The following is a 22,998-nucleotide window of genomic DNA, read 5'->3' on the forward strand; positions in this document are numbered from 1 at the left end:
TCAACTGGGCCGCATCGCCTTGTCGGCCCTGGCGAACATCCGCTCGAACGTGCTGTCGCTCAGCCGGGTGAGCACGGTGTAGCCCTTGTCGTCGCGCAGCGGACTGGACGACGACACGACGCCGGCCACCGCGCCGCCGTACAGCGCGGGGCCGCCGCTGCCCCCGGCGGCGGCGTGGCAGTTGTGCGTGACCATGAGGCCGGGCCCCTTGGACAGCGCCTCCACCGCGTCGCCCACGCACCGGTACATCCGCATCCCCGGATAGCCCTTGCCCCCCGGGTAGCCGAGCAGTTCCAGCCCGCGCAGCTCCGTGCCGCGGCCGGTGGGCAGGCGCGACAGTCCCCGTCCGGTCACGGCCTCCAGCGGGCGGTCGCGGCGCGCCACCCCCACCAGGCCGATGTCGTACGGCAGCAGATCGGCGGAGTACGGCTGGTTGCGCCACCGCGCGGGCACCCACGTGCGCACGGCCGGCCAGATCCCCATGCGGGGCCGCCGGTCGTAGCCGGGCAGGAAGGCCAGCTGCTTGACCGCCCGCCCGTCGTGGAACAGGCAGTGCGCCGCCGTCACCACCAGGCTCCGGCTACGCGAGTTGATCACCGTGCCGCCGCACAGCACGTTGCGCCCCGTCACGGGGTCGAGGCCGAGCAGCACCCCGGTGAGCCGGCGCGACCCCGTGTAGGGGCGCGGGACGGGCGCGTAGCCCAGGCGGTCGCCGTCGGGGGTGAGGACCCGGCGAACGGGCACGCCGTGGTAGGGCATCTCGGGAACGGCGGACGGATCGAGCAGGAGCAGGGACAATACCAGCCTGAGCACCCTCCCACCTTAGGGCGAAGATGATCAGAGGCTTGACCTGCGACATTAAGTTTTACCCCTAGGTTGCGTACGAGAAACCCAGGGTCCGCAGCCGATCGTGCACCGAGTCGTAGACGGTGGTGTTCCCGAGGTAGGCCTTGGGCAGCTTCGCGACCATCGTGTAGTTGCTGTCGCACACGTTCCCGACCGGCGCCTGCCCGGCCTGGCTGACGAGCTGATAGGCGTCCAGCGTGTCCAGCCCGGTCAGCTCCGACGTCCAGGTGACCAGGTCGTGCTGGCTGATCCGGTACGCGTCCTCCAGCGGCCTGGCCGACCCCGTGGACATCACGTGCAGGTCGTCCTCCAGCCGCGGCCACGGCGTCGCCACGCCCTTGAGCAGCTCAACCGCGACCACGGTCCGCATGGCCGACTCCACCGCGGTGCCGCAGACCTCGCCGTGCCCCTGCAGCGCGTGGCCGTCGCCGATCGAGAACATCCCGCCCTCGACGTTGACCCCCAGGTAGACGGTGACGCCCGCGCGCAGCTCCGGCGTGTCCATGTTGCCGCCGTGGGCGTCGGGGGTGATGGTCATGCGGGCCTCGTTCGCGGCGGGGGCCACGCCGACCGTGCCGTGCATCGGGTCGATCGGCAGTGCCACGCTGAAGTCGCTCCTGCGGGCGTGGTAGACGGCCACGCCCTTGTCGAGGTCGATGTCGTAGCGCCAGACCCGCTCCTCCAGCGGCGGCTGCAGCATGGCCGTCGTGTGGGTGCCGGTCAGCGCGCCGAAGTGGGGGAACGTCGTGGACACCGCCCAGTCCCTGGCCGGTGTGATCGTGATGAAGTGCAGGGCCAGCGTGTCGCCCGGCTCGGCGCCCTCGACGTGGAAGGGGCCGGTCACGGGGTTCAGGTAGGGGAACTCGCACACCCGCGACGGCAGGTCGTCGATGCTCCGGACGAGGCCGCCGAAGCAGTCCTCGGTGTACAGCTCCAGGATCGTGCCGGGGCGTACCTTGCCGACGGCCGGGCGGCCCCCGAAGGTGTAGCTCAGCTCCTCCGGCGAGGGATGGTAGGACACGACGTTCATGAAACCTCCGAGTTCATGAGACCTCCGACGGGAGTGCGGGGCGGCGGCCGGTGGCGTACGTGACGCCGAGGACGGCGAGGCCGACGACCAGCCAGACGCCGCCCACCCACTGGGCGTAGACGCTCTGGTTGAGGACGACGGCCACCAGGACGGCGAAGCCGATCACGGGTGCGGCCAGGTGTGCGAGCCAGTTGCGGCTGCGCCGCCTGACGACGAAGTGCACGACGACCGCGACGTGCAGCAGCAGGAAGGCGACCATCGCCCCGAAGTTGACCAGCGAGGTCAGCTCGCCGATGCCCGCGGTCCTGGTGCTCATGTAGACGCCGATGACCAGCGAGAGGGCGGCCACCACCAGGGTCGCGTTGACCGGCACCCGGTGCTTCGGGTCCACCTTGGCGAGGAACGAGGGCAGCTGCCGGTCCCGTCCCATCGCGAACAGCAGGCGCGAGGTGGCCGCCTGCGCGACCAGCGAGTTGGCGAAGCCCCACGCGATGGCGGTGGCCACGGCGGTGAGCACCGACAGCCAGTGCCCGCCGGCGAACTCGGCGGTGGTGTAGAACGCGTTGCCGGCCGCGTCGTCGTTGGCGATGAGGGCGTCGCGGTCGGGGGTGAGCAGCGCGGCGACCCACGTCTGCGTGACGAACAGCACGGCGGCCAGGCCCAGCGCGGCCACCATGGAGCGCCCGAGCCGGCGGGCGTCCTCGCGGTTCTCCTCCGCCAGCGTGGAGATGCCGTCGAAGCCGAGGAACGACAGCACCGCCACCGACGCGGCGGCCAGCACCACGCTCCAGCTGAACCCGCCGGACTCGAAGATCGGCGTCAGCGCGCCCGTCTGCGCCTTGCCCTGGGCCAGCGCGACGCCGCCGGCCACCAGGAAGATCGCCAGCACGGCGAGCTCGGCGACCAGCATGACCCGGGTGATCCTCGCGGTCATCTGGATCCCGAGGTAGTTGACGACGGTGTTGAGCGCCACGAACGCGACCAGCCACGCCCAGACGGGGATCGCCGGCACGAACGAGTTCATGGCGGTGCTCGCGACCAGGTAGAGCAGCGACGGCACGAGCACGTAGTCGAGCAGGATCGCCCATCCGGCCATGAACCCGACGGGGGCGGCGATGCCGCGCCCCGCGTACGTGTAGACCGAGCCGGCCATGGGGAACGCGCGGGCCATCTGCGCGTACGACAGCGCCGTGAAGGCCATCGCCACTAGGCCGATGACGTACGCGAGCGCGACCATGCCGTGGGACACCGCGAAGACGTGGCCGAAGATGCCGAACGGCGCGATCGGCACCATGAAGATCAGGCCGTAGATCATCAGATCGGCGAAGCCCAGGGAGCGCCGGAGCTCCTGACGGTAGCCGAACTGCTCGATTGTGCTCATGGACGGCTCCTAGCTGCGTGGGGGGCGTATCGCACCTTAGAGCGAAAGCTTTCTATAGAAAAGGTTTCTCTAGAAAGAAATCGAGGCCGTCCGCCCTGCCGAGGTGCACCGGGTGGCGTACCTGGCGGCCGCGCAGGGTGATCGTGCCGCGGGCGCTGGCGACCGTGGTGCCGTCGGCGACCGCGTCGAGGGCGGGCACGGCCAGCGTCCCCGCCCGCTCGGCCAGGGCCGCCAGCATGGCGACGGCCTCGTAGCAGCCGTGGCCGTGGGCGTTCAGCATCGGGGCGTCCCGGCCGAACCTGGCGGCGTACCGCTCGGCGAAGTCGAGACCGGCGTCGGTCGTCAGATCGCGGAAGTAGCCCATGGAGGCGTACAGCTCGCCGGTGCCGTCGCCGCCGATGCCCAGCAGGCCGTGCTCCTCCAGCGCGCCGCACAGCCGCGCCGCGCCCAGCCCGGCGGCGGCGTACGCCCGGTTGAACGCCATCAGGTCACTGCCGATCAACGTCAGCAGGATGGCGTCCGGCCTGGTGTCGGCCACCCGGTCCAGCAGGCGCGTGGCCTCGCCGTAGCGGACGAAGCTCTCGCCCACCACCTGCGCGCCGCGGGCGCGCAGCCGCCTGCGCGCGCTGGCGTGCACCAGGCGCGGCCAGATGTAGTCGTTGCCCACCAGGAACCAGCGGCGCGCCCTGCGGGTGTCCACCAGCCACTCGATGCCCGGCGCCAGCTGCCTGCCGGGCGTCTCGCCGAGGAAGTAGACGCCCGGCGCGTGGCCACCGCCCTCGTACGGCGGCGCGTACGCGAACGGCACCCGCCCCGCGATCGCCGACACGATCTCCACCCGCACGTCGCTGGCGTGGGAGCCCGCGACGGCCTGCACCGTGCCCGATCCGACCAGCTCGGCCACCTCGGCCGCCACCCGGCGCGCCGGCCGGCCGCCGTCCACCAGGACCAGCTCCACCGGCCGGCCCAGCACGCCGGCCCGCGCGTTGAGCTCGTCGGCGGCCAGCACGGCGCAGTTGATCGCGCACGGGCCCATCAGGCCGAGCACCCCCGACACGGGCACGACCAGTCCGATCCTGGTCGACTCCGACGGTATGAGCCGCGCTTCCAGCGGATCCACGGTCGCCGCCACGCCGACGAGTATCCTCCCTTCTAGCTCCCCGACGAAAGGATCGATCTCGATGACGACCTCTGGGCTCGGGTCCTCACTCGCCTACCTCCTCAGCCGCGCCGAGCGCAGCGCCAACAGGGCGCTGGCCGCGGTGCTGGCCGGGGAGGACGTCACGGTGGAGCAGTGGCGCATCCTGCGGGCGCTGGCCGACGGGCGGGGCGACTCGATGGGCGAGCTGGCCGAGGCGGTGCTGATGCCGCACCCGACGCTGACCAAGGCGGTCGACCGGCTCATCGACCGCGCGCTGGTCTACCGCGGACCGTCGAAGGGCGACCGGCGCCGGGTGGCGGTGTTCGTCTCCGACCGGGGGGCCGAGCTGCTCGACCGGGTGGACGGGGCGGTCGCCGAGCACCACGGGCTGATCGCGGTGGCGTTCGGGCGCGAGCGCACGGAGCAGCTCATGCGCGACCTGGAGGGCCTGGCGGCGGCCCTGGACGGCGCCGAGCTGCGCGTCTGACAGTGACGATGGGGATGAGCGCAGTGACGAGGGAGATGAGCGCCATCCGTCAGGGGGTGAGTGCCCTGGCGAACAGGGCGGCGTGCGCCTCGATGCGGTCGCGGGCGCGCCGGCGCTGCTCCTCCGTGGCGGTGCCGTGCAGCCACAGCATGCGGGCGTGCGCGATCGGCGCCAGGAGCGCGTAGGCGAGCTCGCCGGGACCGCCCAGGTCCGTACGGATCCGCCCCTCCGACAGCCACCTCCCGAACACCTCCGCCAGGCGCTCCAGCGCGTCCTCGATGCCCGCGTTCAGCACGTCGTCGTGGATCAGGCCGTCGCGCGAGACCAGGCTCATGACCTGCCGGGACTGCGGGGTGTCCCAGGCGGCCAGCACCTGGGCGGCGAACGACTCGACGAACGCCGCCGGGTCCTCCGGGGCGTGCTCGATGGCCACCCCGGCGGCCTGGGGGCCGGCCAGGGCCATGGCGGCGTCGTAGATCGCCTGCTTGCCGGCGAAGTGGGCGTAGAGGACGCTCTCGCTCAGCCCCACCTCCCTGGCGATGGCCCTGATCGAGGTGCCGGCGTACCCCTTCTGCGCGAACAGGCGCAGCGCGGCGTCCAGGAGTGCGGCCTTGGTGTCGCCGGCCTCGGCCTTGGAAGGGCGGCCCGGCCTGCGGCGGCTGGTCACGTTGCTCACGGGGACATCCAATCACCTTGAAAAATAATCGCTCGTTCGATTAGTTTAGAGGAGAGAGAAGGGAGCGGGAATGTTCACATCACGGATTCCCGACCGGGAGATCGCCGAGCGCCCCGACGGTTACGGTGGCCCCAACCTGTCGCCGGTCGGCCTGGAGCTGGCGCCCCACACGTTCGCCGAGGGCGTCCACGCGCTGATGGCCACCCTCCCGCCGAAGGACAACAACGGGGTGGTGGCCGGGAGCGACGCGGCGCTGGTGATCGACGCCGGGATAACGCCCTCGGTCTCGGAGAAGATCCAGGCGCTCGCCGCCGAGCTCACCGACCGGCCCCTCCGCTACCTGGTCAACACGACCTACCACGGCGACCACACCTTCGGGAACGCCGCGTTCCCCCGCGAGGTGGTCGTGGTCTCGTCGCGGGCGAACCGGGACAACATGACCGACCTGGCTTACGAGAAGCAGACCAGAACGGGAAACATGTACGGCGACGGCGCCCTGCTCGACGCGGTCACCACATGGCGCCTGCCGGACCTCGTGTTCGACTCGTACGCCGAGATCGACCTCGGCGGCCGCGTGGTCCAGCTGCACCACTTCGGGCCCGGCAACGGCCCCGGCGACACGGTGGTGTACGTCCCCGGCACCCGCACCGCCTGGACCGGCAACTTCCTGTGCCACGCGGGCACGTCCCACATGCTGCTCCAGGGCGGGCCCGAGCCCTACATCAGGTCGCTGCGCAGGATGCGCGAGGCGCTGCCGGAGCTGGAGACGATCGTCCCCGGCCACGGCCCGATGGGCGACGGGCCCGCGGCGCTGGCCGCGCTCATCGGCTACCTGGAGCGGCTGCACGAGGAGGTGCTGGGCTGCGTCGAGGCCGGGCGCTCCCTGGAGGAGACGTTCGCGGCCTGCACCGACCCGTGGGCCGAGGCCCTGGACCCGCGCCTGGAGGCGGCCATGGCCGGTTACGCGGTGCCGCAGGACCTGGCCCGGCAGGGCATGCTGGCGCTCTGCCGGGACATGCACCGGCTCAACATCCTGGCCACCTACCGCCTCTACGAGGCGCGCTAGCCCGTCCCGTCCCCGCACCGGGGGACGGGACGGCGGGTGCGCGGGTCAGTGCTCGGAGGCGACGCGGCCGACGGCGACGGCGTGGGCGGCCTCGCGCAGGGTGAGGCCCTGGGCGGTGGCGAGCGAGCGCACCTCGACGTACGCCTCGTGCATGCGGTCGTGGAGCCGGGCGTCGAACTCCGCGCCGCTCCACGAGCCGGACTGGGCGTCGCGCACCCACTCCAGGTGCGACACGATCACCCCGCCCGCGCCGGCCAGGATGTCGGGCACGACCGTGGCGCCGTTCGCGGCGAGGATCTCGTCGGCCTCCGGCGTCGTCGGGCCGTTGGCGGCCTCCACGATCAGGCGGGCGCGCACCCGGGGCGCGTCGGCCTCGGTGATCGCGCCTTCGAGCGCGGCCAGGACGAGGATGTCCACGTCCAGCTCCAGGAGGGCGTCGCGGCCCAGCGCCGTCGCGCCGGGACAGCCGGACACGCTCCCGGCCTCGGCCTTCCAGGCGCGCAGGGCGGCCACGTCGAGGCCGCCGGGCGCGTGCACGGCGCCCGAGGTGTCGGAGACGGCCACCACCTCGGCGCCCGCCTCCGCGAGGTAGTGCGCGACCCACGCGCCCACCTTGCCGAAGCCCTGGACGGCCACGGTCAGGCCCCTGGGCGAGCCGCCCAGCGCCGACAGCGCGGCGATCCGCGCGCCCCGGGCGGTCGCGTCGTCGAGCGTCATGACGCTCTCGCCCCGCGACCAGTAGCCGGAGTCGCGGTGGTCCCGGTTCAGGCGGCCCATGTCGGGGCCGTCGAGGTGGTAGGCGTCGCGGATCCAGGACATGGTCCGCTCGTCCGTCCCGGCGTCGGGCACCGGGACCTCCTTCTCCGGCCCCGCCAGCGGCAGGATCTCCCCGGCGTAGCGGCGGGTCAGCCGCTCCAGCTCGCGGCCGGTCAGCCCGGCCGGGTCCACGGCCACGCCGCCCATGGCGCCGCCGTACGGGATGCCGGCCAGCGCGCACTTCCACGTCATCCCCATCGCGAGGGCGGTGACCTCGTTCAGGTCGGTGCCGGGATGGTAGCGGAGCCCGCCCTTGGCGGGGCCGCGGGAGACGTTGTGCTGGACGCGGAACCCCTGGACCACCTGGACGCGGCCGTCCTCGCGCCGCACCGGGACCGCGACGGCCATGGAGCGGCGGGGCGTGGCCAGCATCGTGTGGGTCTCGTCGTCGAGCCCGAGCTGCTGGACGGCGCGGGCCAGCTGGTGGAGAGCGGAGTCGAGAGCCCGGCGGCCCGGGGTGATCAGCGCCGGCGTCTTTGACGGCACCATGATGCTCATGGAAGCGAGTCCTCCTGTTACCTACGCCCTAGTTTGCAGGGAAAGCGCCATTGCCTTCCCGTTATGGGCGTTCTCATCACGATCATCCTAGGTGGGGGTGTTTGACCTTGCCTAGTTGGTTGGTGAAATCCAGGCCGTAGATCGACGTGCCGTGGACCGTGCCACTCTGGCAGGGTTGAGTCACGAGAACGTGCCGAATCATGAAAATCTCGGGGAGTGAGATGCCCGCACTCGTGATGGGGCCGATGCTGCGGTACGTCGACTCCGTCAGCGCCTCGATCTGGGTGGAGACCGGCGAGCCCTGCACGGTCACCGTCGAGGCGGACGGCAGGTCTTACCGGTCGCCTACGTTCACCGTGCACGGTCACCACTACGCGATCGTGGATCTCGTTGAGCTCTCACAGGATATCGGTTCCTACTCCGTCCGCCTCGACGAGGAGCAGGTATGGCCCCTGGCGGGTCGCCCGCCGAGCCGGATCCGGCTGCTGCCCGCCGCCGGGGCGCGCAGGCTGGCCTTCGGCTCCTGCCGCGCCAACGTGCCGCACGACGCGGCGCACGTGCTCACCCACGGCGCCGACGTGCTGCGCTCGTACGGCGACCACCTCGGGGCGGCCGAGGACGCCGAGTGGCCCGACCTGCTGCTGCTCATCGGCGACCAGGTCTACGCCGACAACCCCGCGCCCGAGATGCTGGAGTTCATCAGATCCCGCAGGAGCACGGAGCCGCAGAAGGAGATCGCCGACTACGAGGAGTACGCCGAGCTCTACCGCCAGGCGTGGACCGACCCGAAGATCCGGTGGCTGCTGTCCACCGTGCCGACCGCGATGATCTTCGACGACCACGACGTGCGCGACGACTGGAACACCTCGCAGCCCTGGCGCGAGCAGATGGCCGCGACGCCCTGGTGGCAGCGCAGGGTGGTGGCGGGGCTCGGGTCGTACTGGGTCTACCAGCACCTCGGCAACCTCTCGCCGGCCGAGCGCGCGGAGGACCCGCTGCTGCGCGAGCTGATGGAGGGCGGCGACGGGGGCGCGGCGCTCGACGCGTTCGCCGAGAAGGCGGACGCCGAGCCGAGCAGCAACCGCTGGAGCTACGCCCGCGACCTCGGATCGACCCGCCTGATCATGGTCGACACCCGGTGCGCCAGGCAGCTCACCCCGGGCGACCGCCGCATGCTCGACGCGGAGGAGTGGGCCTGGCTGGAGGAGCAGGTCGCCGCCCCGGCCGAGCGGCTGGTCATCGGCTCGTCGATCCCGTTCCTGCTCCCCGAGGGCGTGCACGCCGTCCAGAACTGGAACGAGGCCCTGTGCGACGGCCGCTGGGGCGGGCTCGCGCGGCGGTGGTCGGAGAAGCTCAGGCAGGCCATCGACCTGGAGCACTGGGCGGCGTTCCGGCGCTCGTTCGACGACCTGGCCGGGCTGCTGATGAGGCTCGGCAAGCCGGTGCTGATCCTCTCGGGCGACGTGCACTTCTCCTACCTGGCCAGAGCCCGCACCGGACCGGTCTTCCAGATCGTCTGCTCGCCGATCCGCAACCCGCTCAGCCGCCTGCTGCGCTGGGCCAACGTGTTCACCCAGTTCCGCGTCGCCACGCTGGTGGGCGGGCTGCTGGCCCGGCTGGCGGGCATCCCGCGGCCGCCGTTCAGGTGGCGGGTCACCCGGGGGCCGTGGTTCCAGAACGCGGTGGCCACGCTGACCCTCCCCGACGAGGTCACCTGGTACGAGTCCGACGGCGACGGCGTGCGCCCGATCGACTCAGCCCGCCTACGCTGATGCGCGTGATTGAGCATGACCACGTCAAGGATGACCACATCAAGGATGACTACGCCGTCGCCGTGCCCTTCTACGACCTGTGGCACGAGGACGGGCACGTGCCGCTGGTCCGCGAGCTGCTGCCCCCGCTGCTGAAGGGCGTGGAGCGGAGCGTCATCGAGATCGGCGCGGGCACCGGCCTGATCACGCGGGTGATCGCCCAGGAGACGCCGGCGCGGATCTACGCCGTCGAGCCGTCGCTCGGCATGCGCTCCGTCCTGGTCAACCGGCTGGCGGAGGATCCACGGCTGCTCGGCCGCGTGACGGTGCTGCCGTGCGGGGCGCTGGACGTGGAGGTGGACGAGCCGGTCGAGGCGATCGTGATGATCTCGGTGCTGCAGAGCTTCCCGGCGGAGCAGCGGGCCGAGCTGTGGCGGGTGCTGGCCAGGCAGCTGCAGCCGGGCGGGCGGCTGGTGTTCAACTGGCGCGAGCGGGCCCTGCCCGTGCCGGGCGACCTCGAGGTCATGGGCTCGTACGCGGTCGGCAGGCACGCGTACGAGGTCGCGGGGCAGGTGCTGGAGGCCGCGGGCGAGAGCGTCACCTCCCGCTTCGTCTACCGGATCAGGCAGCGCGGCGTGGCGATCAGCGAGGACGAGGTCGTCGTCACGAACCACTGGCCCGCCGGGGAGCGGCTGGCCGCGGAGCTGCGGGCGGCCGGGTTCGACCGCGACGCGGCACCGGAGGGCATGGAGATGTGGCGGCTCCCGTAACGGCGAAACAGTGGGAACCGGGCTCCTGAGTGCGGCCAAGAACAGGGTGACCGCATGAGAGAGGACCGGAAGAGTGGTGGGTGTTCAGGATGCGCCTGAGACGCTGGATGACTCGACCCTGATCGGGCAGTCGCTCGGCTCTCCCGAGAGCTTCGCGGCGCTGTTCGACCGGCATGCCGACGAGATCCACCGGTACGCGGCCCGGCGCCTCGGGCCGGAGATGGCCGACGACGTGACGGGGGAGGTGTTCCTCGTCGCGTTCCGGGGGCGGGCGCGTTACGACCGTTCCTGGCCGGACGCCCGGCCCTGGTTATACGGCATCGCCACCAGGATCGTCGCCCAGCACCGCAGGGCCGAGCGGCGGCGCACCGCGGCCATGGCCAGGGTGGGCGTGGAGCGGCCGGGCGGGTTCGACGAGCGCAGCGCCGAGCGGGTCACCGCCGAGCAGCTCCAGCCCCGGCTGGCCAGGGCGCTGACCCGGCTCAACGCGGGCGAGCGCGACCTGCTGCTGCTCGTGGCCTGGGCGGACCTGACGTACGAGGACGCGGCGCTGGCGCTCGGCGTGCCCGTCGGCACCGTCAGGTCCCGGCTCCACCGGCTGCGCGTGAAGATGCGCAGAGCGCTCGGCGGCACCGACCCCTTCGCAGCAGAGGAGCGCTGAGATGCCCGAGACGAACGACCCCGGCATGGACGACGAGATCCGCGTGTTCGCCGCCGGCAAGCCCGCCGTGCCCCCCTACGGGGCGCAGGCCCGGGCCAGGGCGCGGGAGCGGCTGCTGGCGGAGGCGGCCGGCGGGCGGAGCTTTCGCCTGCCCCGGCTGGGCTGGCAGGCGGCGGCCGCGTTCGGGGCCACGGTCGTCCTGGTCGGCGGCGTGGCCGTGGCCCTGTCGCACCAGGGACAGGGCGCCACGGGCCCGGCCACCGCGGTGACCCAGTCGGCCGAGCTCTCGACCGGCGAGCTGGACCCCCGGCCCGGCCAGTTCATCGTCATCGAGTCGGACACGATGTACGGCTCGCTCACGGTAGGGACCGAGGGGGAGTCGCGCCACCTCTACCGCACGCACAGGAAGCTCTGGCGGTCGGTGGACGGCAGCGCCGACGGGCTGCTGCTCGTCGAGGGCCGCGAGCCCAGCCCGTGGCCGGGCCGCCCGCTGCCGGAGGCGGCGAAGGACTGGGCGGGCTCCGACTGGCACGTCCTGCCCTCCTGCCCCGGCCGGCACCGCCTGGACTACGCCTTCCTGAGCAAGCTGCCGGCGGATGCGGCCGGGATGCGGGCGCGCCTGTACGAGACCGCCGGCAAGGGCTCCGACCGCGACCGGGCCGCCTTCGACCACATGAGGGACCTGGTCAGGGAGACCTACCTGCCGAAGGCCCAGCGCGACGCGCTCTTCGAGGCGGCGAGCACGATCCCCGGCGTCCAGGTGGCCGAGGGCGTGGCGGACTCGGCGGGCCGCAAGGGCGTGGCACTGGGACGCCTGGACCCCCGGGGCACACTCGCCCAGGCCGTCTTCGACCCGGCGACACACCTGCTGCTGGGCGAGCGGGAAACGGTCGTGGACGAGAAACTCGCCAAGGCCCCCAAGGGCAGCGTGCTCGCCCTGACCGCCCAGCTGAAGGCCTCGGTGGTGGACGAACTCCCGAAGGCCGCCCCGGCATCCCGAAAGGCCGCCTCCGCCTGCCCATCTCCGGTCTCGGCCAGCCCCGTCCCATCACCGCGCTCGAAGACACCGATGCCGTCGACCGCACCTCCGAGGAGGTCGGCCACGGCGGTACCGATGCCGACGCCGACCGGAGACGGACCGTCACCGGTGCCGTCGACCGCGAAGGCGCCCCCGGCCGGGAAGTGACCATGCAGTCGGCCAGGAAGGCGCCGTGACGGCGGCCGGCCGGTGAACTGGAGAACCGTCCCCCTGGACGGAGCCCAGCCACGTACGGTGGCTGGGCGTTCCGTGCGGAGCCGTAAAGACAGTGCCGTAAAGACAGTGCCGTAAAGACAGCGCCGTAAAGACAGCGCCGTAAAGACAGCGCCGTAAAGACAGCGCCGTAAAGACAGCGCCGTAAAGACAGCGCCGTAAAGACAGCGCCGTAAACAGCGCCTGGCACCGCCGCAAAACGGCCCCGTAAAACTAGGAAAGGGCGTAAAGGGCGTCGGCGAGCTGAGACACCGCCCAGATGAGGTCCTCCTCGGAGACGACGATCGGCGGGGCGAGGCGGATCGTCGAGCCGTGGGTGTCCTTGGCGAGCACGCTGCGCGCCAGCAGCGCCTTCGACACCTCGCGCCCCGTGGCGAGGTTCGGGTCGACGTCGATGCCCGCCCACAGGCCGCGCCCGCGCACCTCGACCACTCCCTTGCCGACCAGCTCGCGCAGCCGGGCGTGCAGCACCTCGCCCAGCTTGGCGGCCCTGGCCTGGAACTCGCCGGTGTTGAGCAGCTCGATGACCGCGATGCCGACCGCGCACGCCAGCGGGTTGCCGCCGAACGTGGAGCCGTGCTGGCCGGGCTGGACGACCCCGAGGATCTCGCGGTCGGCGGCGATGGCCGAGACGGGGACGACGCCGCCGCCGAGCGCCTTGCCCAGGATGTAGATGTCGGGCACGACGCCCTCGAAGTCGCACGCGAACGTCTGCCCGGTGCGCCCCAGCCCCGACTGCACCTCGTCGGCGACCATGAGGATGCCCTGGGCGGTGCAGAGCTCGCGGATCTCGCTCAGGTACCCGTCCGGCGGGACCAGCACCCCGGCCTCGCCCTGGATCGGCTCGACCAGCACCGCGACCGTGTTGGCGTCGACGGCCCGCCTGATCGCCTCGGCGGACCCGTACGGCACGAGCCGGAAGCCCGGCGTGTACGGGCCGTAGTTGTCGTGCGCCTCCGGGTCCGTGGAGAAGCTCACGATCGTGGTGGTGCGGCCGTGGAAGTTGCCCTCCATGACGATGATGTTGGCCTGGTCGGGCTCGACGCCCTTGACCTCGTAGCCCCACTTGCGGGCCACCTTGATGGCGGTCTCGACGGCCTCGGCGCCGGTGTTCATGGGCAGGATCATGTCCTTGCCCGTGAGGTCGCCGAGCCCGGCGCAGAACTGCGCGAACTGGTCGTGGTAGAAGGCGCGGCTGGTCAGCGTCAGGCGCTCCAGCTGGGTGCGGGCGGCCTCGATGATCTTCGGGTGGCCGTGGCCGAAGTTGAGCGAGGAGTAGCCGGACAGGCAGTCCAGATAACGTTTACCGTCGACGTCGGTGACCCAGGCGCCGTGCGCCTCGTGGATCACGACGGGCAGCGGATGATAGTTGTGAGCGCTGCGGCGCTCGCTCATCTCGATGAGCTCTGCGCTGGTGGTCATGGTCAGTTCTCCCCCCTGATCTCCAGTGTGCAGCACTTGGGACCCCCGCCCGCTTTGCGCAGTTCCGACAACTCGACCGGGATGACCTCGTACCCTCGCCGCTTGAGCTCCAACTGGAGGTTCGACGCCTCGGCGTTGATGATGACGTTCCGGCCGTCGCTGACCGCGTTCAGCCCGAGCACCTCCGCGTCCTCGGCGCTCGCGAGCACCGCGTCGGGGAACATCGCGCGCAGCACCTTCCTGCTGCCCTCGGAGAAGGCCTCCGGGTAGTACGCGACGTTGCGGCCGTCGAGCGGGAACAGCGCCGTGTCCAGGTGGTAGAAGCGCGGGTCGACCAGGGTCAGGGAGACCACCGGGCGGCCCAGCCACTCCTGCGCCTCCTGGTGCGCGGTCAGGTCGGTACGGAAGCCGGTGCCGGCGAGGATGACCTCGTCGAGCGTGAGGAAGTCACCCTCGCCCTCGTTGACGTGCAGCGGCCCGTGGACCGGGTAGCCGCGCTCGGCGAACCACCGCAGGTAGGCGGGGCCCTCGGGGCCGCGCTGCGGGTAGGCGAACCTGGCACCGTAGACGCTGCCGCCCACGACGAGCGCTCCGTTGGCGGCGAACACCATGTCGGGCAGCCCCTCGATCGGGTCGATCAGGCTGACCTCGTGCCCGAGCTCCTCGTACGCCGCCTTCAGTCCCTCCCACTGCCGGACCGCCACGTCGCGGTCGGCGCCGGCCTCGGGGTGCATCCACGGATTGATGGCGTACTCGACCGTGAAGTAGTCGGGACGGCACATGAGGAAGTGTTTGGGCATGCAGTTCTCCGCCGAGGTTTATGGGTGGATGTCCCGATTGATGGGGACGGACACATGCTAAGAAGGCGCGTTCACGCAGGCCAAGCGTCCGGCATTGCGTGTCCGCGCGGGTCTGTTGCGTGTCTCAGGCGGTGAGAGGCGATTCGTTGCGCGGCTGCGGAACCGTGGTCCCCGGAGGGGCGTCCACCAGCCGCGACAGCACGATGCAGCTCTTGGTCCGCACGACGAACGGCTCGGCCGCGATGCGCTCGATCACCCGCTCCACGTGGCGCACGTCCGTGGCCCTGATGTGCAGCAGTGCGTCCGCCTCACCGGTGATCGTGGCCGCCCCCACCACCTCGGGGTACTTCGCCACGGCGATCGCGATGTCCGACGGCTTGGTCTTGCCCTGGCAGAACAGCTCGACGTACGCCTCGGTCGTCCAGCCGAGCGCCTGCGGCGCCACCCGCGCGCTGAACCCGGTGATCGCGCCGGTGTCGCGCAGCCGGTCGACCCGCCGCTTGACCGCCGACGCGCTCAGCCCCACGAGGTGGCCGATGTCCGCGTAGGTGGCGCGGGCGTCCTCGACGAGCGCCGCGATGATGTCACGATCGAGCCGGTCCAGTTCCACGCGCCCTGTATACCGCCTGGCCAGGCTGGCGCGCGACGAGCGGCTCGCGGGAGACTGTGCGTGCCGGCAGCCATCGCAAGGTATTCGCAGGAATGGGCAAGGAATGAGCGCGGAGATGAAGGTCCCGAGGTTCCCCGACGGTTTCGTGTGGGGAGTGTCGACGTCCGCCTTCCAGATCGAGGGGGCCACGTCCGCCGACGGTCGCGGGCCGTCCATCTGGGACGTCTTCTCCGCCGACCGCGCGGAGGCCTGCGACCATTACCACCGCCGTTCCGAGGACGTGCGGCTGATGCGGGAGCTCGGAATGGCCGCCTACCGGTTCTCGGTGAGCTGGCCGCGCGTCTTCCCGGACGGCTCGGGAAAGCCGAACCCCGCGGGGCTCGACTTCTACGAGCGGCTGGTCGACGAACTGCTGGCCGCCGGCATCGCGCCTTACGCGACCCTCTACCACTGGGACCTGCCGCAGGCGCTGGAGGAGCGCGGCGGCTGGCCGTCCCGCGACACCGCCCGCCGCTTCGCCGACTACGCCGCCGCCGTCCACGACCGGCTGGGGGACCGGGTCGGCACGTGGTTCACGGTCAACGAGCCGTGGGTGGCGGCCTTCCTGGGCTACGGCTCCGGCGTCCACGCGCCGGGCCGCAAGTCGGCCGCCGAGGCGTTCAGGAGCGCGCACCACATGCTGCTCGCGCACGGGCTGGCCACCCAGGCGCTGCGCGCGGCGGGGGCCGCGAAGGTCGGGGCGGTGCTCAACCTGTCGCCGGTCATGACGCCCGCCCAGGTCGGCGACTTCGGCAGGGAGCTGTCGGAGGAGGACGCCGAGGCCGTGGGCAGGATCGACGCGCTGGCCAACCGGCAGTTCCTGGAGCCGATGCTGCGCGGCGCCTACCCCGCCGAGCTGCTGCCCGTCATCGAGCGCCACGGCGGGCTCGGCCACGTCCGCGACGGCGACCTCGACACCATCGCCCAGCCCCTGGACCTGCTCGGCGTCAACTACTACACGCCGCTGGTGGTGCAGGCCCAGCCCAGCGAGGCCGCCGACCCGGCCTTTCCCGGCAGCGACGGCGTGCTGTTCTGCACGATTCCGACGGCGGTCACGGCGATGGGCTGGCCCATCGTGCCGGGCGGCCTCACGCTGGTGCTGCGGCGCCTCTCCGAGGAATATCCGGACCTCGATCTGATGGTCACCGAGAACGGCGCCGACTTCGTGGACGTGGTGACCGGCGACGGCATTCACGACGTGGAGCGCATCAGTTTCATCGAGGACCATCTGCGCGCCCTGCTCTCGGCCGTCCGCGAGGGCGCCCGCGTGCGCGGATATCTCGTCTGGACCCTGCTCGACAATCTCGAATGGTCCGACGGCTACCAGCGCAAGTTCGGCCTCGTCCACGTCGACTTCGCCACACAGCGGCGGCGGCCGAAGGACAGCGCGCTGTGGTACCGCGACGTCATCCGCCGCAACGGCCTCACCGAGACCCCGCCCAGGCGGCCCACCCTCGAAACCGTCGCCGCCCGCGCCGGGGTCTCCCGCGCCACGGTCTCGCGCGTCGTCAACGGCGAAGCGTCGGTGAGCGCGGACGTCCGCACGTCCGTGCTGCGGGCCGTCAAGGAGCTCGGGTACGTGCCCAACGCCGCCGCCCGCAGCCTGGTCACGCGGCGCACCGACACCATCGCCCTGGTCCTGTCCGTCCCCCGGCAGGGCGACGCGCTGACCGCCGCCGTCGTGCAGTACGTCACCAGCATGCTCGAAGGCGCCGGCAAGCAGATCACCCTCATGCTCGCCGACACCGCCGAGAGCCACCGGCGCATCGTCCAGCACGCGGAGGCCCGGCTGGCGGACGGGGTCGTGCTGCTGCCGCCCGACCGGGCCGACACGCTCGCCGAGCGGCTCTCCCGCACCGGCGTGCCGCTCGTGCTGCTGGGCAAGCCCGCCGTCGCCTCGATGGTGCCGTACGTGGACGTGGACAACGCGGGCGGCGCCGCGGCCGCCACCGAGCACTTACTGGCGCGCGGGCGCCGCCGCATCGGCATGATCTGCGGCCCCATGGACCTGGTCGCCGTCCAGGACCGCCTGGCCGGGCACCGGGCGGCGCTGCACCGCGCCGGCCTGCGACCGCTCCTGGCCCTGGCCGACGTCACCCGCGCCTCCGGCGCCGCGGCGGCCCGGCAGCTCCTCGCCGACGACCCGTCGCTGGACGCCGTCTTCGCCGCCGGCGACCAGCTCGCCATCGGGGCGCTGCACGCGCTGCGCGAGGCGGGGCGGCGGGTGCCCGAGGACGTGGCGGTCGCGGGCTTCGACGACATCGACGCCGCCTCGGCCACCACGCCGGGGCTCACGACGGTGCGGGTCCCGGTGGCGGACCAGGCGCTGGCGCTGGCCCGGTTGCTGCTGTCCCGCCTGGAGGGCCGCCACACCACCTCCGTCGTGCTCCCGACCCGCCTGGTGGTCAGGGACTCCACGTCAGCTTCTCGGCCCTGAAGGGACCGAGCTTGCAGCTCCTCACCGCACGTGGCGTGCACGGTTCAGGCCGCGTCGTCGGCAGCGTGACTCACTGCCCAGCCCACAGCACCGCGCGAGGCGATGTTGCGGGCTGCGTTGACATCGGCGTGCTCAGCGAAGCCGCACGACGTACAGCAGAACGTTTCCTGGTCCGGCCGGTTCTTCTTGTCGATGTGGCCGCACGTGCTGCACCCCTGCGAGGTGTAACGAGGGTCAATGTAAACCACCGCGACCCCGGCGCGGGCGGCCTTGTAGGCGATGAACTGGCCAAGCTGGGCGAACGCCCACGAGTGCAGCGTGACCCGCTGGGGCTTGCGGAGCCGTACCCTCTCGCGGATGCCGCCCAGGTCTTCCAGGGCGATGCCGCGCGAGGTGCGTGCAGCCTCGGTCACGATGCTTTTCGAGATCACATGGTTGACGTCCCGGGCATACCGGGCCTCCGCGCGGCGGCGGCGCTTGAGCAGTCGCTTGGCGGACTTGGTGCGCTTGGCCTGCAACCGGCGACGCAGCTCCCGGTTGCGGTGCCGGACCGCGTTCAGCGCATTCCCGGCGTGGCGGGTGCCGTCGTCGGTGGTGGCGATGTTGGCGATGCCGAGATCCACGCCGAGGAAGCCGTCCGGGTCGGTGACGTCGGTGTCGGGCACGTCGCAAGTGGCGATCAGCAGCCACAGGCCATCGCGGTGCACGAGGTCGGACTCGCCTTTGCGGTAGGCGGCCAGCGCGCGGGCCTGGGGGTCGGAGCAGCCGAACCGGACGCCTTTCGCCCGGCCGTCGGTCGTCCAGATGGAGACGGTGCGGTCGGGGATCTGCCAGGACAGACACCGGTCATCGAACGGCTGCGCGGCGTCCTTGCGGAATCCGATCGGCTTCTCCAGTGGTTGACGTATCCCGGCCTTCACTTGAGCTTTCACGGTCGTGTAGGCGTCGGCGACCTTTTTGATCACATGCTGGGCGGGCTGGGCAGACAGGCCCATGCTCTTCAACTCGCCGTAGGTGTGCAGCCGCAGGTCGTAGTTGCGGAACACCTTGGTCTCCCACGCGGTACGAGAGACCAGGTTCGCGGCTGCGTTGCACAGGCGCAGGGTGTCCGCCAGCGCCGCCTCCTGGGCGGGCGTGGGGAACAGCCTCACTTGCACAACGAATTTCACGCTGTGAAGTTTATTGCACGTCGAACATGTGCGCAGACCGTAGGCGATTCCTCCCGGCCCTGAAGAGCCAGCGTTCCTCGCTTGACCTAGCTGAAGGAGCCCCGCCCGGGACGGACGGGGCTCTTCCAATGGCTTCAGCTGGTCGAGAAGGTGAACCAGTTGACGTTGACGAAGTCGGCGGGCTGGCCGCTGCTGAAGGTCAGGTAGACCGTGTGCGTCCCGGTCACGGCCGAGATGTTGGCCGGGACGGTCCGCCAGCTCTGCCACCCGCCCGTGTTGGCGATCGCGAAGTCGCCGATGGGCGCGGCCGTGCGGCTGTCGAGCCGGACCTGCACCAGCCCGCTCACCCCGCCGCCGGCCCCGGACGCCACCCTGGCCTTGAACTGGTGGGCGGCCTGCGTGCCGAAGTCCACCCCGTCGAAGCGCAGCCAGTCGCCGTTGGCGATCGCGCCGACGTTCTGGCCGCCGCCCGAGTCAGTGGTGGTCTCGGTGATGGTGCCCGACTGCGCCTGGTACCGCTCCGCCTGGATGGTGGAGCGCGCGTCCACGCCACCCGGAGGATCCGTCGGGTCGTCCGGGGGATCGGTCGGGTCGGAGCCGCCGCCGCTCTGCCACACCGCCACGTAGTCGACCAGCATGGGCCGGTCCGGCACGGTCGCCGCCGTGGGCGTCTGGCCGCCGAGCGCGTTCGGGAACGCGCCGCCCATCGCCACGTTCAGCAGCAGGAAGTAGCCGCCGTGGCCGGTCATGTTGTTCCAGGTGGTGGCGTCGAGCTGGGCCTGGCTGACGCTGTGGAACTGCTGGCCGTCCACGTACCAGCGCAGCTGGTTGGGGCTCGCGGCGCGGTCCCACTCGAAGCGGTAGGTGTGGAACGCCGACTGGCACGTCGAGCCGGGGCAGGCGCGGTTGGCGCCGAGGCCGGTCGTCTCCTGGCACGGCCCGCCCGGGCTGACGCCGCAGTGGAGGACGCCCCAGACGGAGTTGATGCCGTTGACGTTCTCCATGATGTCGAACTCGCCGATGCCCGGCCAGTTCCAGTAGTTCCCCCGGTACGGGGCGCCGAGCGCCCAGAACGCCGGCCAGTAGCCCAGGGCGGCGTTCCCGGTCACGTTCGGCATCTGGATCCGGCCCTCGATGCGCAGGACGCGGCCGTCGGCAGGCTTGAAGTCGGCCCGCCTGGTCTCGATGCGGGCCGAGGTCCACTCGCCGGACCCGCTGCGGCGCGGCGTGATCCGCAGGTTGCCGCCGCCGTCGAGGCTGAGGTTGGAGGTGCTGGAGGTGTAGTTCTGGATCTCGCCGGTGCCCCAGTTGCCGGGGCCGCCCGGGTACGCGTGCCCGGTGTCGATGATCCAGTTGGTCGATGAGGGAAGCGTGTTCGCGGTGCCGTTGAAGTCGTCCGACCAGACCAGCGACCAGCCCGATGGGGTGGGCGGCACGGAGGCCGAGGCGCTGACGGCCACCTTGACGAGCAGGCCGCTGAGCGCCACGAGCACCACGGCCACCGCCGCCAGACGGCGCCGGTGCCGGTTGGCTGTTGTCATCGTCGCTCCAGGGGGGTGAGGAGGCGTGGACGTGAGAGAGCGCTCTCACAACGATGTCAACACGGCGCTTAAAGCCTGTCAATGGCCCGTTTTGGGTATGGGACAGCGCTCTCTAAGCGGACGCGGGCGGCTCGGCGTGACCCCGTAACCGGCCCACCGTGCGGCGTCACGGCGGCGCGCCGGTGAAGGGTCAGTGAGCGTCTCCTGGAGGGCCCTCAGCCCCGTGCGGGGGTGGCGGTCCGGGGGCGCAGCCGTACGAGATGGGTGGGGGTGAAAAGAGAGCGGCGCCGCACAGGAAGTACGGCGCCGCAATGCGTCAATTCTGGTCGGCCTCGCCGGTGGCCTGTTCGAGCTGCTCCTCCGGGGACGCCTCCAGGTCCTGCTCGGAGTCGGCGCTCGCCTGGGCGGAGGCCTTGTCGAGGCGCACCCAGCTGGTCACGCTCTCCACCGCGAACAGCACGAAGAGGTACGCCGTCAGCACCGCCAGCACGGGCGTCAGACGGTCGAGCGCCGCGCCGACACCGATGATCAGCAGCCGCAGCTCCCAGCCCAGCCCCGCGTGGAACACCCACGCGGGCGGCCAGATGCTCTGCCGCGTCCGGTAGACGGTGTCGTACGTGTGGTAGCCGACCACGTAGACCAGCACGAACAGCAGCCACTTGGGCGCCCCGGCCGCGAGGCCGATCGCGACGATGGCGAGGAGTTCGGTGGCGCGCAGCAGCGGCGGCGTCAGCCAGTCGAAACGGCCCAGGTGGTCGCGCGGCGCGGTCGGCAGCACGAGCAGCACCGTGGTCGCGACCGGGAGCAGCATGGCGGGGCCGGGGGTGAGCGCGCCGGTGACCACGAAGGCGACGACGGCGAGGAGAGCGACGAGCGTGGCCGGCACGGGCGGAAGGCCCCGGCCGAGCTTGCCCGCCAGCGCGTGGGTGAGCGGGCCGTCGTCGCGGTAGGCGAGCAGGCGGGCGGTCTGGATGCGGCGGCGTTCCTCGTCGGGGTCCGGCGTGGGGGTGGCCATGGCCTGCGGTTGAGTGATCATACGAGGGACCTCATGAGGCGTCCGGTGAGGGTGTAGGCGGCGGCGACGGAGCCCCAGATCACCAGCGTGATGAAGGTGATGCGGGCGTCGAAGAGGGCGGCGGTGATCGCGATGGCCGCGAACCGCTCGCCGATGGGGAACACGATCATCTTGCGCGCCCAGTGGACGGCCCGGAACCTGCCGGCCTTGGTCCACATCTTGAGCACGCCGCGCAGGCCCTGGCTGCGCTCCACCTTGCGGCGGGTGAGCTTCTGGCGCAGCTCACGGTCGTCCGGCGCGTCGAGGGCGATCGTGGGCAGCGGGGAGGGGGGCTTGCGGCGGTTGGAGATGCCGAAGGAGAAGTCGAGCAGGTGGCGGGTGGTCTGCAGGCCGATCGCGGCGAGGGCGAGGATCCAGATGTCGTCGCCGTTGCCGGAGACGACCCAGCCGACCGCCAGGCCGGCGAAGACCACGTACTCCTTGAACCGGTCGAACGTGGCGTCCAGCCATGCCCCCAGCACGCCGAACTTGCGGGCGTACCGGGCGACCTGACCGTCCACGCAGTCGAACACGAACGCGAAGTAGATCAGCACGCCGCCCAGCACCATCCAGGGCCTGTCGCCCGTGGCGAAGCAGGCGGCCGCGGCCACGCCCAGCGTGATCGAGATCAGCGTCACCTGGTTGGGCGTGAGGCCGCGCCGCGCCGCCCAGCGGGCGATGAAGCGCGAGTATGTGGAGACGAAGAATGTGGTGAAGAAGCCGTCGGCGCCCTTGACCGCGTTGTTGAGCCTCGCGCGGTCCTCGTCGATGCCGATGATCTCGGCGCCGGCCTCGTTCACCTCCTCCTGGGTCGTCACCCGGCGGTAGAACAGGTCGCGCCGGCCCCTGATGCCGACCGACACGCCGTTGCGGACCAGGCCGAAGACGATGAGCTGCACCAGGTCGTCGTCCTCGCCGAAGGTCGAGGCCATCGCGGCCAGGTCACGGCAGGTCTGGGCCAGCGTCGGCGCGTTGCGCGCGCTGACGTGCAGCGGGCCGAGGAGGATCGCGTTGGGCCTGGTCACGGCGTGGTGCGCGGTGCCGACGGACACCACGCGCCCCGACTTGCCGATGCGCGCGCGCAGGGGCAGACCTTCCACACGTTCGAGGCCGATCTCGGGCTCGGCCTCGTCAATCGGGACGTATTCGTCCGGACCTGTGTCGTCCTCCTCCTCTTCCTGCTGCTGTTCCTCCTCCGTCACCTCCGGGCGCGGCCGTTTGGCGACCAGCGCCAGGGCGCCACGCTTGGTCTTGGTGATCTGGTAGATCAACTCGTCGTGGACGACGGAGTTCTCCGGAATGATGAACAGGCTCTCCGTCGCGGACTCGGCGACGTCGGCCAGGGCGTGCAGCGCGGTGGCCACGTCGCCTGACTCGATCGTGGCGAATCGCGGATCCAGGGACGCGAGCTGGCTGCGCAGTCGCTCGGCCACGGTGGGATTGCCAGGTAGCGCGGCCAGCCTCAGGCCGGTCGGAGAGGTGTCGGGGCCGGGCGAAGCGCCCAGCAGGACCACGCGGGTCATGACTCCCTTTCGCAGCGGTGTCGGGGGG

General features: G+C 71.5%; 20 protein-coding genes. 7 read left to right on the forward strand and 13 right to left on the reverse strand.

Features of this window, described 5'->3' with window-relative positions:
• Genes FH608_RS09900 through FH608_RS09915 form a run of 4 tightly spaced genes read right to left on the reverse strand, consistent with a single transcriptional unit; the run spans position 1 to position 4,389 of the window.
• A complete protein-coding gene (locus tag FH608_RS09900; RefSeq protein ID WP_139630126.1) occupies positions 1-813 on the reverse strand; it encodes a trypsin-like serine peptidase in 813 nt (270 codons plus the stop codon).
• Between the two features lie 58 nt (positions 814-871).
• Positions 872-1,876, reverse strand: a complete 1,005-nt coding sequence (locus tag FH608_RS09905; protein WP_139630127.1) for an acetamidase/formamidase family protein — start codon at positions 1,874-1,876, stop codon at positions 872-874.
• A gap of 13 nt (positions 1,877-1,889) precedes the next feature.
• Entirely contained in the window at positions 1,890-3,257 is a 1,368-nt protein-coding gene (locus FH608_RS09910; protein ID WP_139630128.1) for an APC family permease, read from the reverse strand.
• A 52-nt stretch (positions 3,258-3,309) separates the two neighbouring features.
• A complete protein-coding gene (locus FH608_RS09915; protein ID WP_226899235.1) occupies positions 3,310-4,389 on the reverse strand; it encodes a substrate-binding domain-containing protein in 1,080 nt (359 codons plus the stop codon).
• 49 nt (positions 4,390-4,438) lie between these two features.
• Between FH608_RS09915 and FH608_RS09920 the strand changes: the two genes are divergently transcribed.
• Positions 4,439-4,885 carry a MarR family winged helix-turn-helix transcriptional regulator gene (locus tag FH608_RS09920; protein WP_139630129.1) on the forward strand — a complete coding sequence of 149 codons (447 nt, stop codon included), beginning with the start codon at positions 4,439-4,441 and terminating at the stop codon, positions 4,883-4,885.
• Positions 4,886-4,934: 49 nt separating this feature from the next.
• Here the strand turns inward: FH608_RS09920 and FH608_RS09925 are convergent, their stop codons facing one another.
• Entirely contained in the window at positions 4,935-5,561 is a 627-nt protein-coding gene (locus FH608_RS09925) for a TetR/AcrR family transcriptional regulator (RefSeq protein ID WP_193318325.1), read from the reverse strand.
• Between the two features lie 70 nt (positions 5,562-5,631).
• On the opposite strand from FH608_RS09925, the gene FH608_RS09930 reads away from it, so the two are divergent.
• Complete coding sequence (locus FH608_RS09930) at positions 5,632-6,627, forward strand: MBL fold metallo-hydrolase (protein WP_139630131.1); 996 nt, start codon at positions 5,632-5,634, stop codon at positions 6,625-6,627.
• Between the two features lie 45 nt (positions 6,628-6,672).
• On the opposite strand, the gene FH608_RS09935 is transcribed toward FH608_RS09930, so the two are convergent.
• The gene (locus FH608_RS09935; RefSeq protein WP_139630132.1) at positions 6,673-7,941 is read right to left on the reverse strand and encodes a Glu/Leu/Phe/Val family dehydrogenase; all 1,269 of its coding nucleotides are present in this window, start codon (positions 7,939-7,941) and stop codon (positions 6,673-6,675) included.
• A 221-nt stretch (positions 7,942-8,162) separates the two neighbouring features.
• Here FH608_RS09935 and FH608_RS09940 point away from each other — a divergent pair, with 221 nt between their 5' ends.
• From FH608_RS09940 to FH608_RS09955, 4 genes are all read left to right on the forward strand, one after another.
• Complete coding sequence (locus FH608_RS09940) at positions 8,163-9,713, forward strand: alkaline phosphatase D family protein (protein WP_226899237.1); 1,551 nt, start codon at positions 8,163-8,165, stop codon at positions 9,711-9,713.
• A 5-nt stretch (positions 9,714-9,718) separates the two neighbouring features.
• On the forward strand, positions 9,719-10,462 hold the full coding sequence (locus FH608_RS09945; RefSeq protein ID WP_226899238.1) for a class I SAM-dependent methyltransferase: 744 nt from the start codon (positions 9,719-9,721) through the stop codon (positions 10,460-10,462).
• A gap of 76 nt (positions 10,463-10,538) precedes the next feature.
• Positions 10,539-11,123 (forward strand): RNA polymerase sigma factor, encoded by a 585-nt coding sequence (locus FH608_RS09950; RefSeq protein ID WP_226899239.1) that lies wholly within the window; start codon positions 10,539-10,541, stop codon positions 11,121-11,123.
• 1 nt (position 11,124) lies between these two features.
• The gene (locus FH608_RS09955) at positions 11,125-12,309 is read left to right on the forward strand and encodes a CU044_5270 family protein (protein WP_139630135.1); all 1,185 of its coding nucleotides are present in this window, start codon (positions 11,125-11,127) and stop codon (positions 12,307-12,309) included.
• Between the two features lie 279 nt (positions 12,310-12,588).
• Here FH608_RS09955 and rocD read toward each other — a convergent pair whose 3' ends face one another.
• From rocD to FH608_RS09970, 3 genes are all read right to left on the reverse strand, one after another.
• Positions 12,589-13,797, reverse strand: coding sequence for an ornithine--oxo-acid transaminase (rocD, locus tag FH608_RS09960; RefSeq protein WP_139630136.1), 1,209 nt, complete (start codon positions 13,795-13,797; stop codon positions 12,589-12,591).
• 2 nt (positions 13,798-13,799) lie between these two features.
• On the reverse strand, positions 13,800-14,597 hold the full coding sequence (gene ddaH / locus FH608_RS09965) for a dimethylargininase (protein ID WP_139630137.1): 798 nt from the start codon (positions 14,595-14,597) through the stop codon (positions 13,800-13,802).
• Between the two features lie 124 nt (positions 14,598-14,721).
• Positions 14,722-15,207, reverse strand: coding sequence for an Lrp/AsnC family transcriptional regulator (locus FH608_RS09970; protein ID WP_139630138.1), 486 nt, complete (start codon positions 15,205-15,207; stop codon positions 14,722-14,724).
• Between the two features lie 115 nt (positions 15,208-15,322).
• Between FH608_RS09970 and FH608_RS54140 the strand changes: the two genes are divergently transcribed.
• Positions 15,323-17,683 (forward strand): GH1 family beta-glucosidase, encoded by a 2,361-nt coding sequence (locus FH608_RS54140; protein WP_139630139.1) that lies wholly within the window; start codon positions 15,323-15,325, stop codon positions 17,681-17,683.
• A gap of 44 nt (positions 17,684-17,727) precedes the next feature.
• Here the strand turns inward: FH608_RS54140 and FH608_RS09980 are convergent, their stop codons facing one another.
• The 4 genes from FH608_RS09980 to FH608_RS53780 form a co-directional block, all read right to left on the reverse strand.
• The gene (locus FH608_RS09980; protein ID WP_139630140.1) at positions 17,728-18,852 is read right to left on the reverse strand and encodes an RNA-guided endonuclease InsQ/TnpB family protein; all 1,125 of its coding nucleotides are present in this window, start codon (positions 18,850-18,852) and stop codon (positions 17,728-17,730) included.
• 134 nt (positions 18,853-18,986) lie between these two features.
• Positions 18,987-20,393, reverse strand: a complete 1,407-nt coding sequence (locus FH608_RS09985; RefSeq protein ID WP_139630141.1) for a glycoside hydrolase family 16 protein — start codon at positions 20,391-20,393, stop codon at positions 18,987-18,989.
• Between the two features lie 316 nt (positions 20,394-20,709).
• Positions 20,710-21,429: a DUF5941 domain-containing protein gene (locus FH608_RS53775; protein ID WP_139630142.1), complete on the reverse strand. Its 720-nt coding sequence runs from the start codon at positions 21,427-21,429 to the stop codon at positions 20,710-20,712.
• Positions 21,426-22,970, reverse strand: coding sequence for a CDP-alcohol phosphatidyltransferase family protein (locus tag FH608_RS53780; protein ID WP_139630143.1), 1,545 nt, complete (start codon positions 22,968-22,970; stop codon positions 21,426-21,428). The genes FH608_RS53775 and FH608_RS53780 overlap by 4 nt, the downstream gene beginning before the upstream one ends.
• Between the last annotated feature and the right edge of the window lie 28 nt (positions 22,971-22,998).

The sequence above is a fragment of the Nonomuraea phyllanthi genome (genome assembly GCF_006334985.2).
Taxonomy (GTDB): Bacteria; Actinomycetota; Actinomycetes; order Streptosporangiales; family Streptosporangiaceae; genus Nonomuraea; species Nonomuraea phyllanthi.

Coding starts and splice junctions, on each gene's coding strand:
- FH608_RS09905 (WP_139630127.1), bottom strand. CDS start 1,876: ATGAACGTCGTGTCCTACCATCCCTCGCCGGAGGAGCTGAGCTACACC.
- FH608_RS09910 (WP_139630128.1), bottom strand. CDS start 3,257: ATGAGCACAATCGAGCAGTTCGGCTACCGTCAGGAGCTCCGGCGCTCC.
- FH608_RS09920 (WP_139630129.1), top strand. CDS start 4,439: ATGACGACCTCTGGGCTCGGGTCCTCACTCGCCTACCTCCTCAGCCGC.
- FH608_RS09930 (WP_139630131.1), top strand. CDS start 5,632: ATGTTCACATCACGGATTCCCGACCGGGAGATCGCCGAGCGCCCCGAC.
- FH608_RS09935 (WP_139630132.1), bottom strand. CDS start 7,941: ATGAGCATCATGGTGCCGTCAAAGACGCCGGCGCTGATCACCCCGGGC.
- FH608_RS09940 (WP_226899237.1), top strand. CDS start 8,163: ATGCCCGCACTCGTGATGGGGCCGATGCTGCGGTACGTCGACTCCGTC.
- FH608_RS09955 (WP_139630135.1), top strand. CDS start 11,125: ATGCCCGAGACGAACGACCCCGGCATGGACGACGAGATCCGCGTGTTC.
- rocD (WP_139630136.1), bottom strand. CDS start 13,797: ATGACCACCAGCGCAGAGCTCATCGAGATGAGCGAGCGCCGCAGCGCT.
- ddaH (WP_139630137.1), bottom strand. CDS start 14,597: ATGCCCAAACACTTCCTCATGTGCCGTCCCGACTACTTCACGGTCGAG.
- FH608_RS54140 (WP_139630139.1), top strand. CDS start 15,323: ATGAAGGTCCCGAGGTTCCCCGACGGTTTCGTGTGGGGAGTGTCGACG.
- FH608_RS09985 (WP_139630141.1), bottom strand. CDS start 20,393: ATGACAACAGCCAACCGGCACCGGCGCCGTCTGGCGGCGGTGGCCGTG.
- FH608_RS53775 (WP_139630142.1), bottom strand. CDS start 21,429: ATGATCACTCAACCGCAGGCCATGGCCACCCCCACGCCGGACCCCGAC.
- FH608_RS53780 (WP_139630143.1), bottom strand. CDS start 22,970: ATGACCCGCGTGGTCCTGCTGGGCGCTTCGCCCGGCCCCGACACCTCT.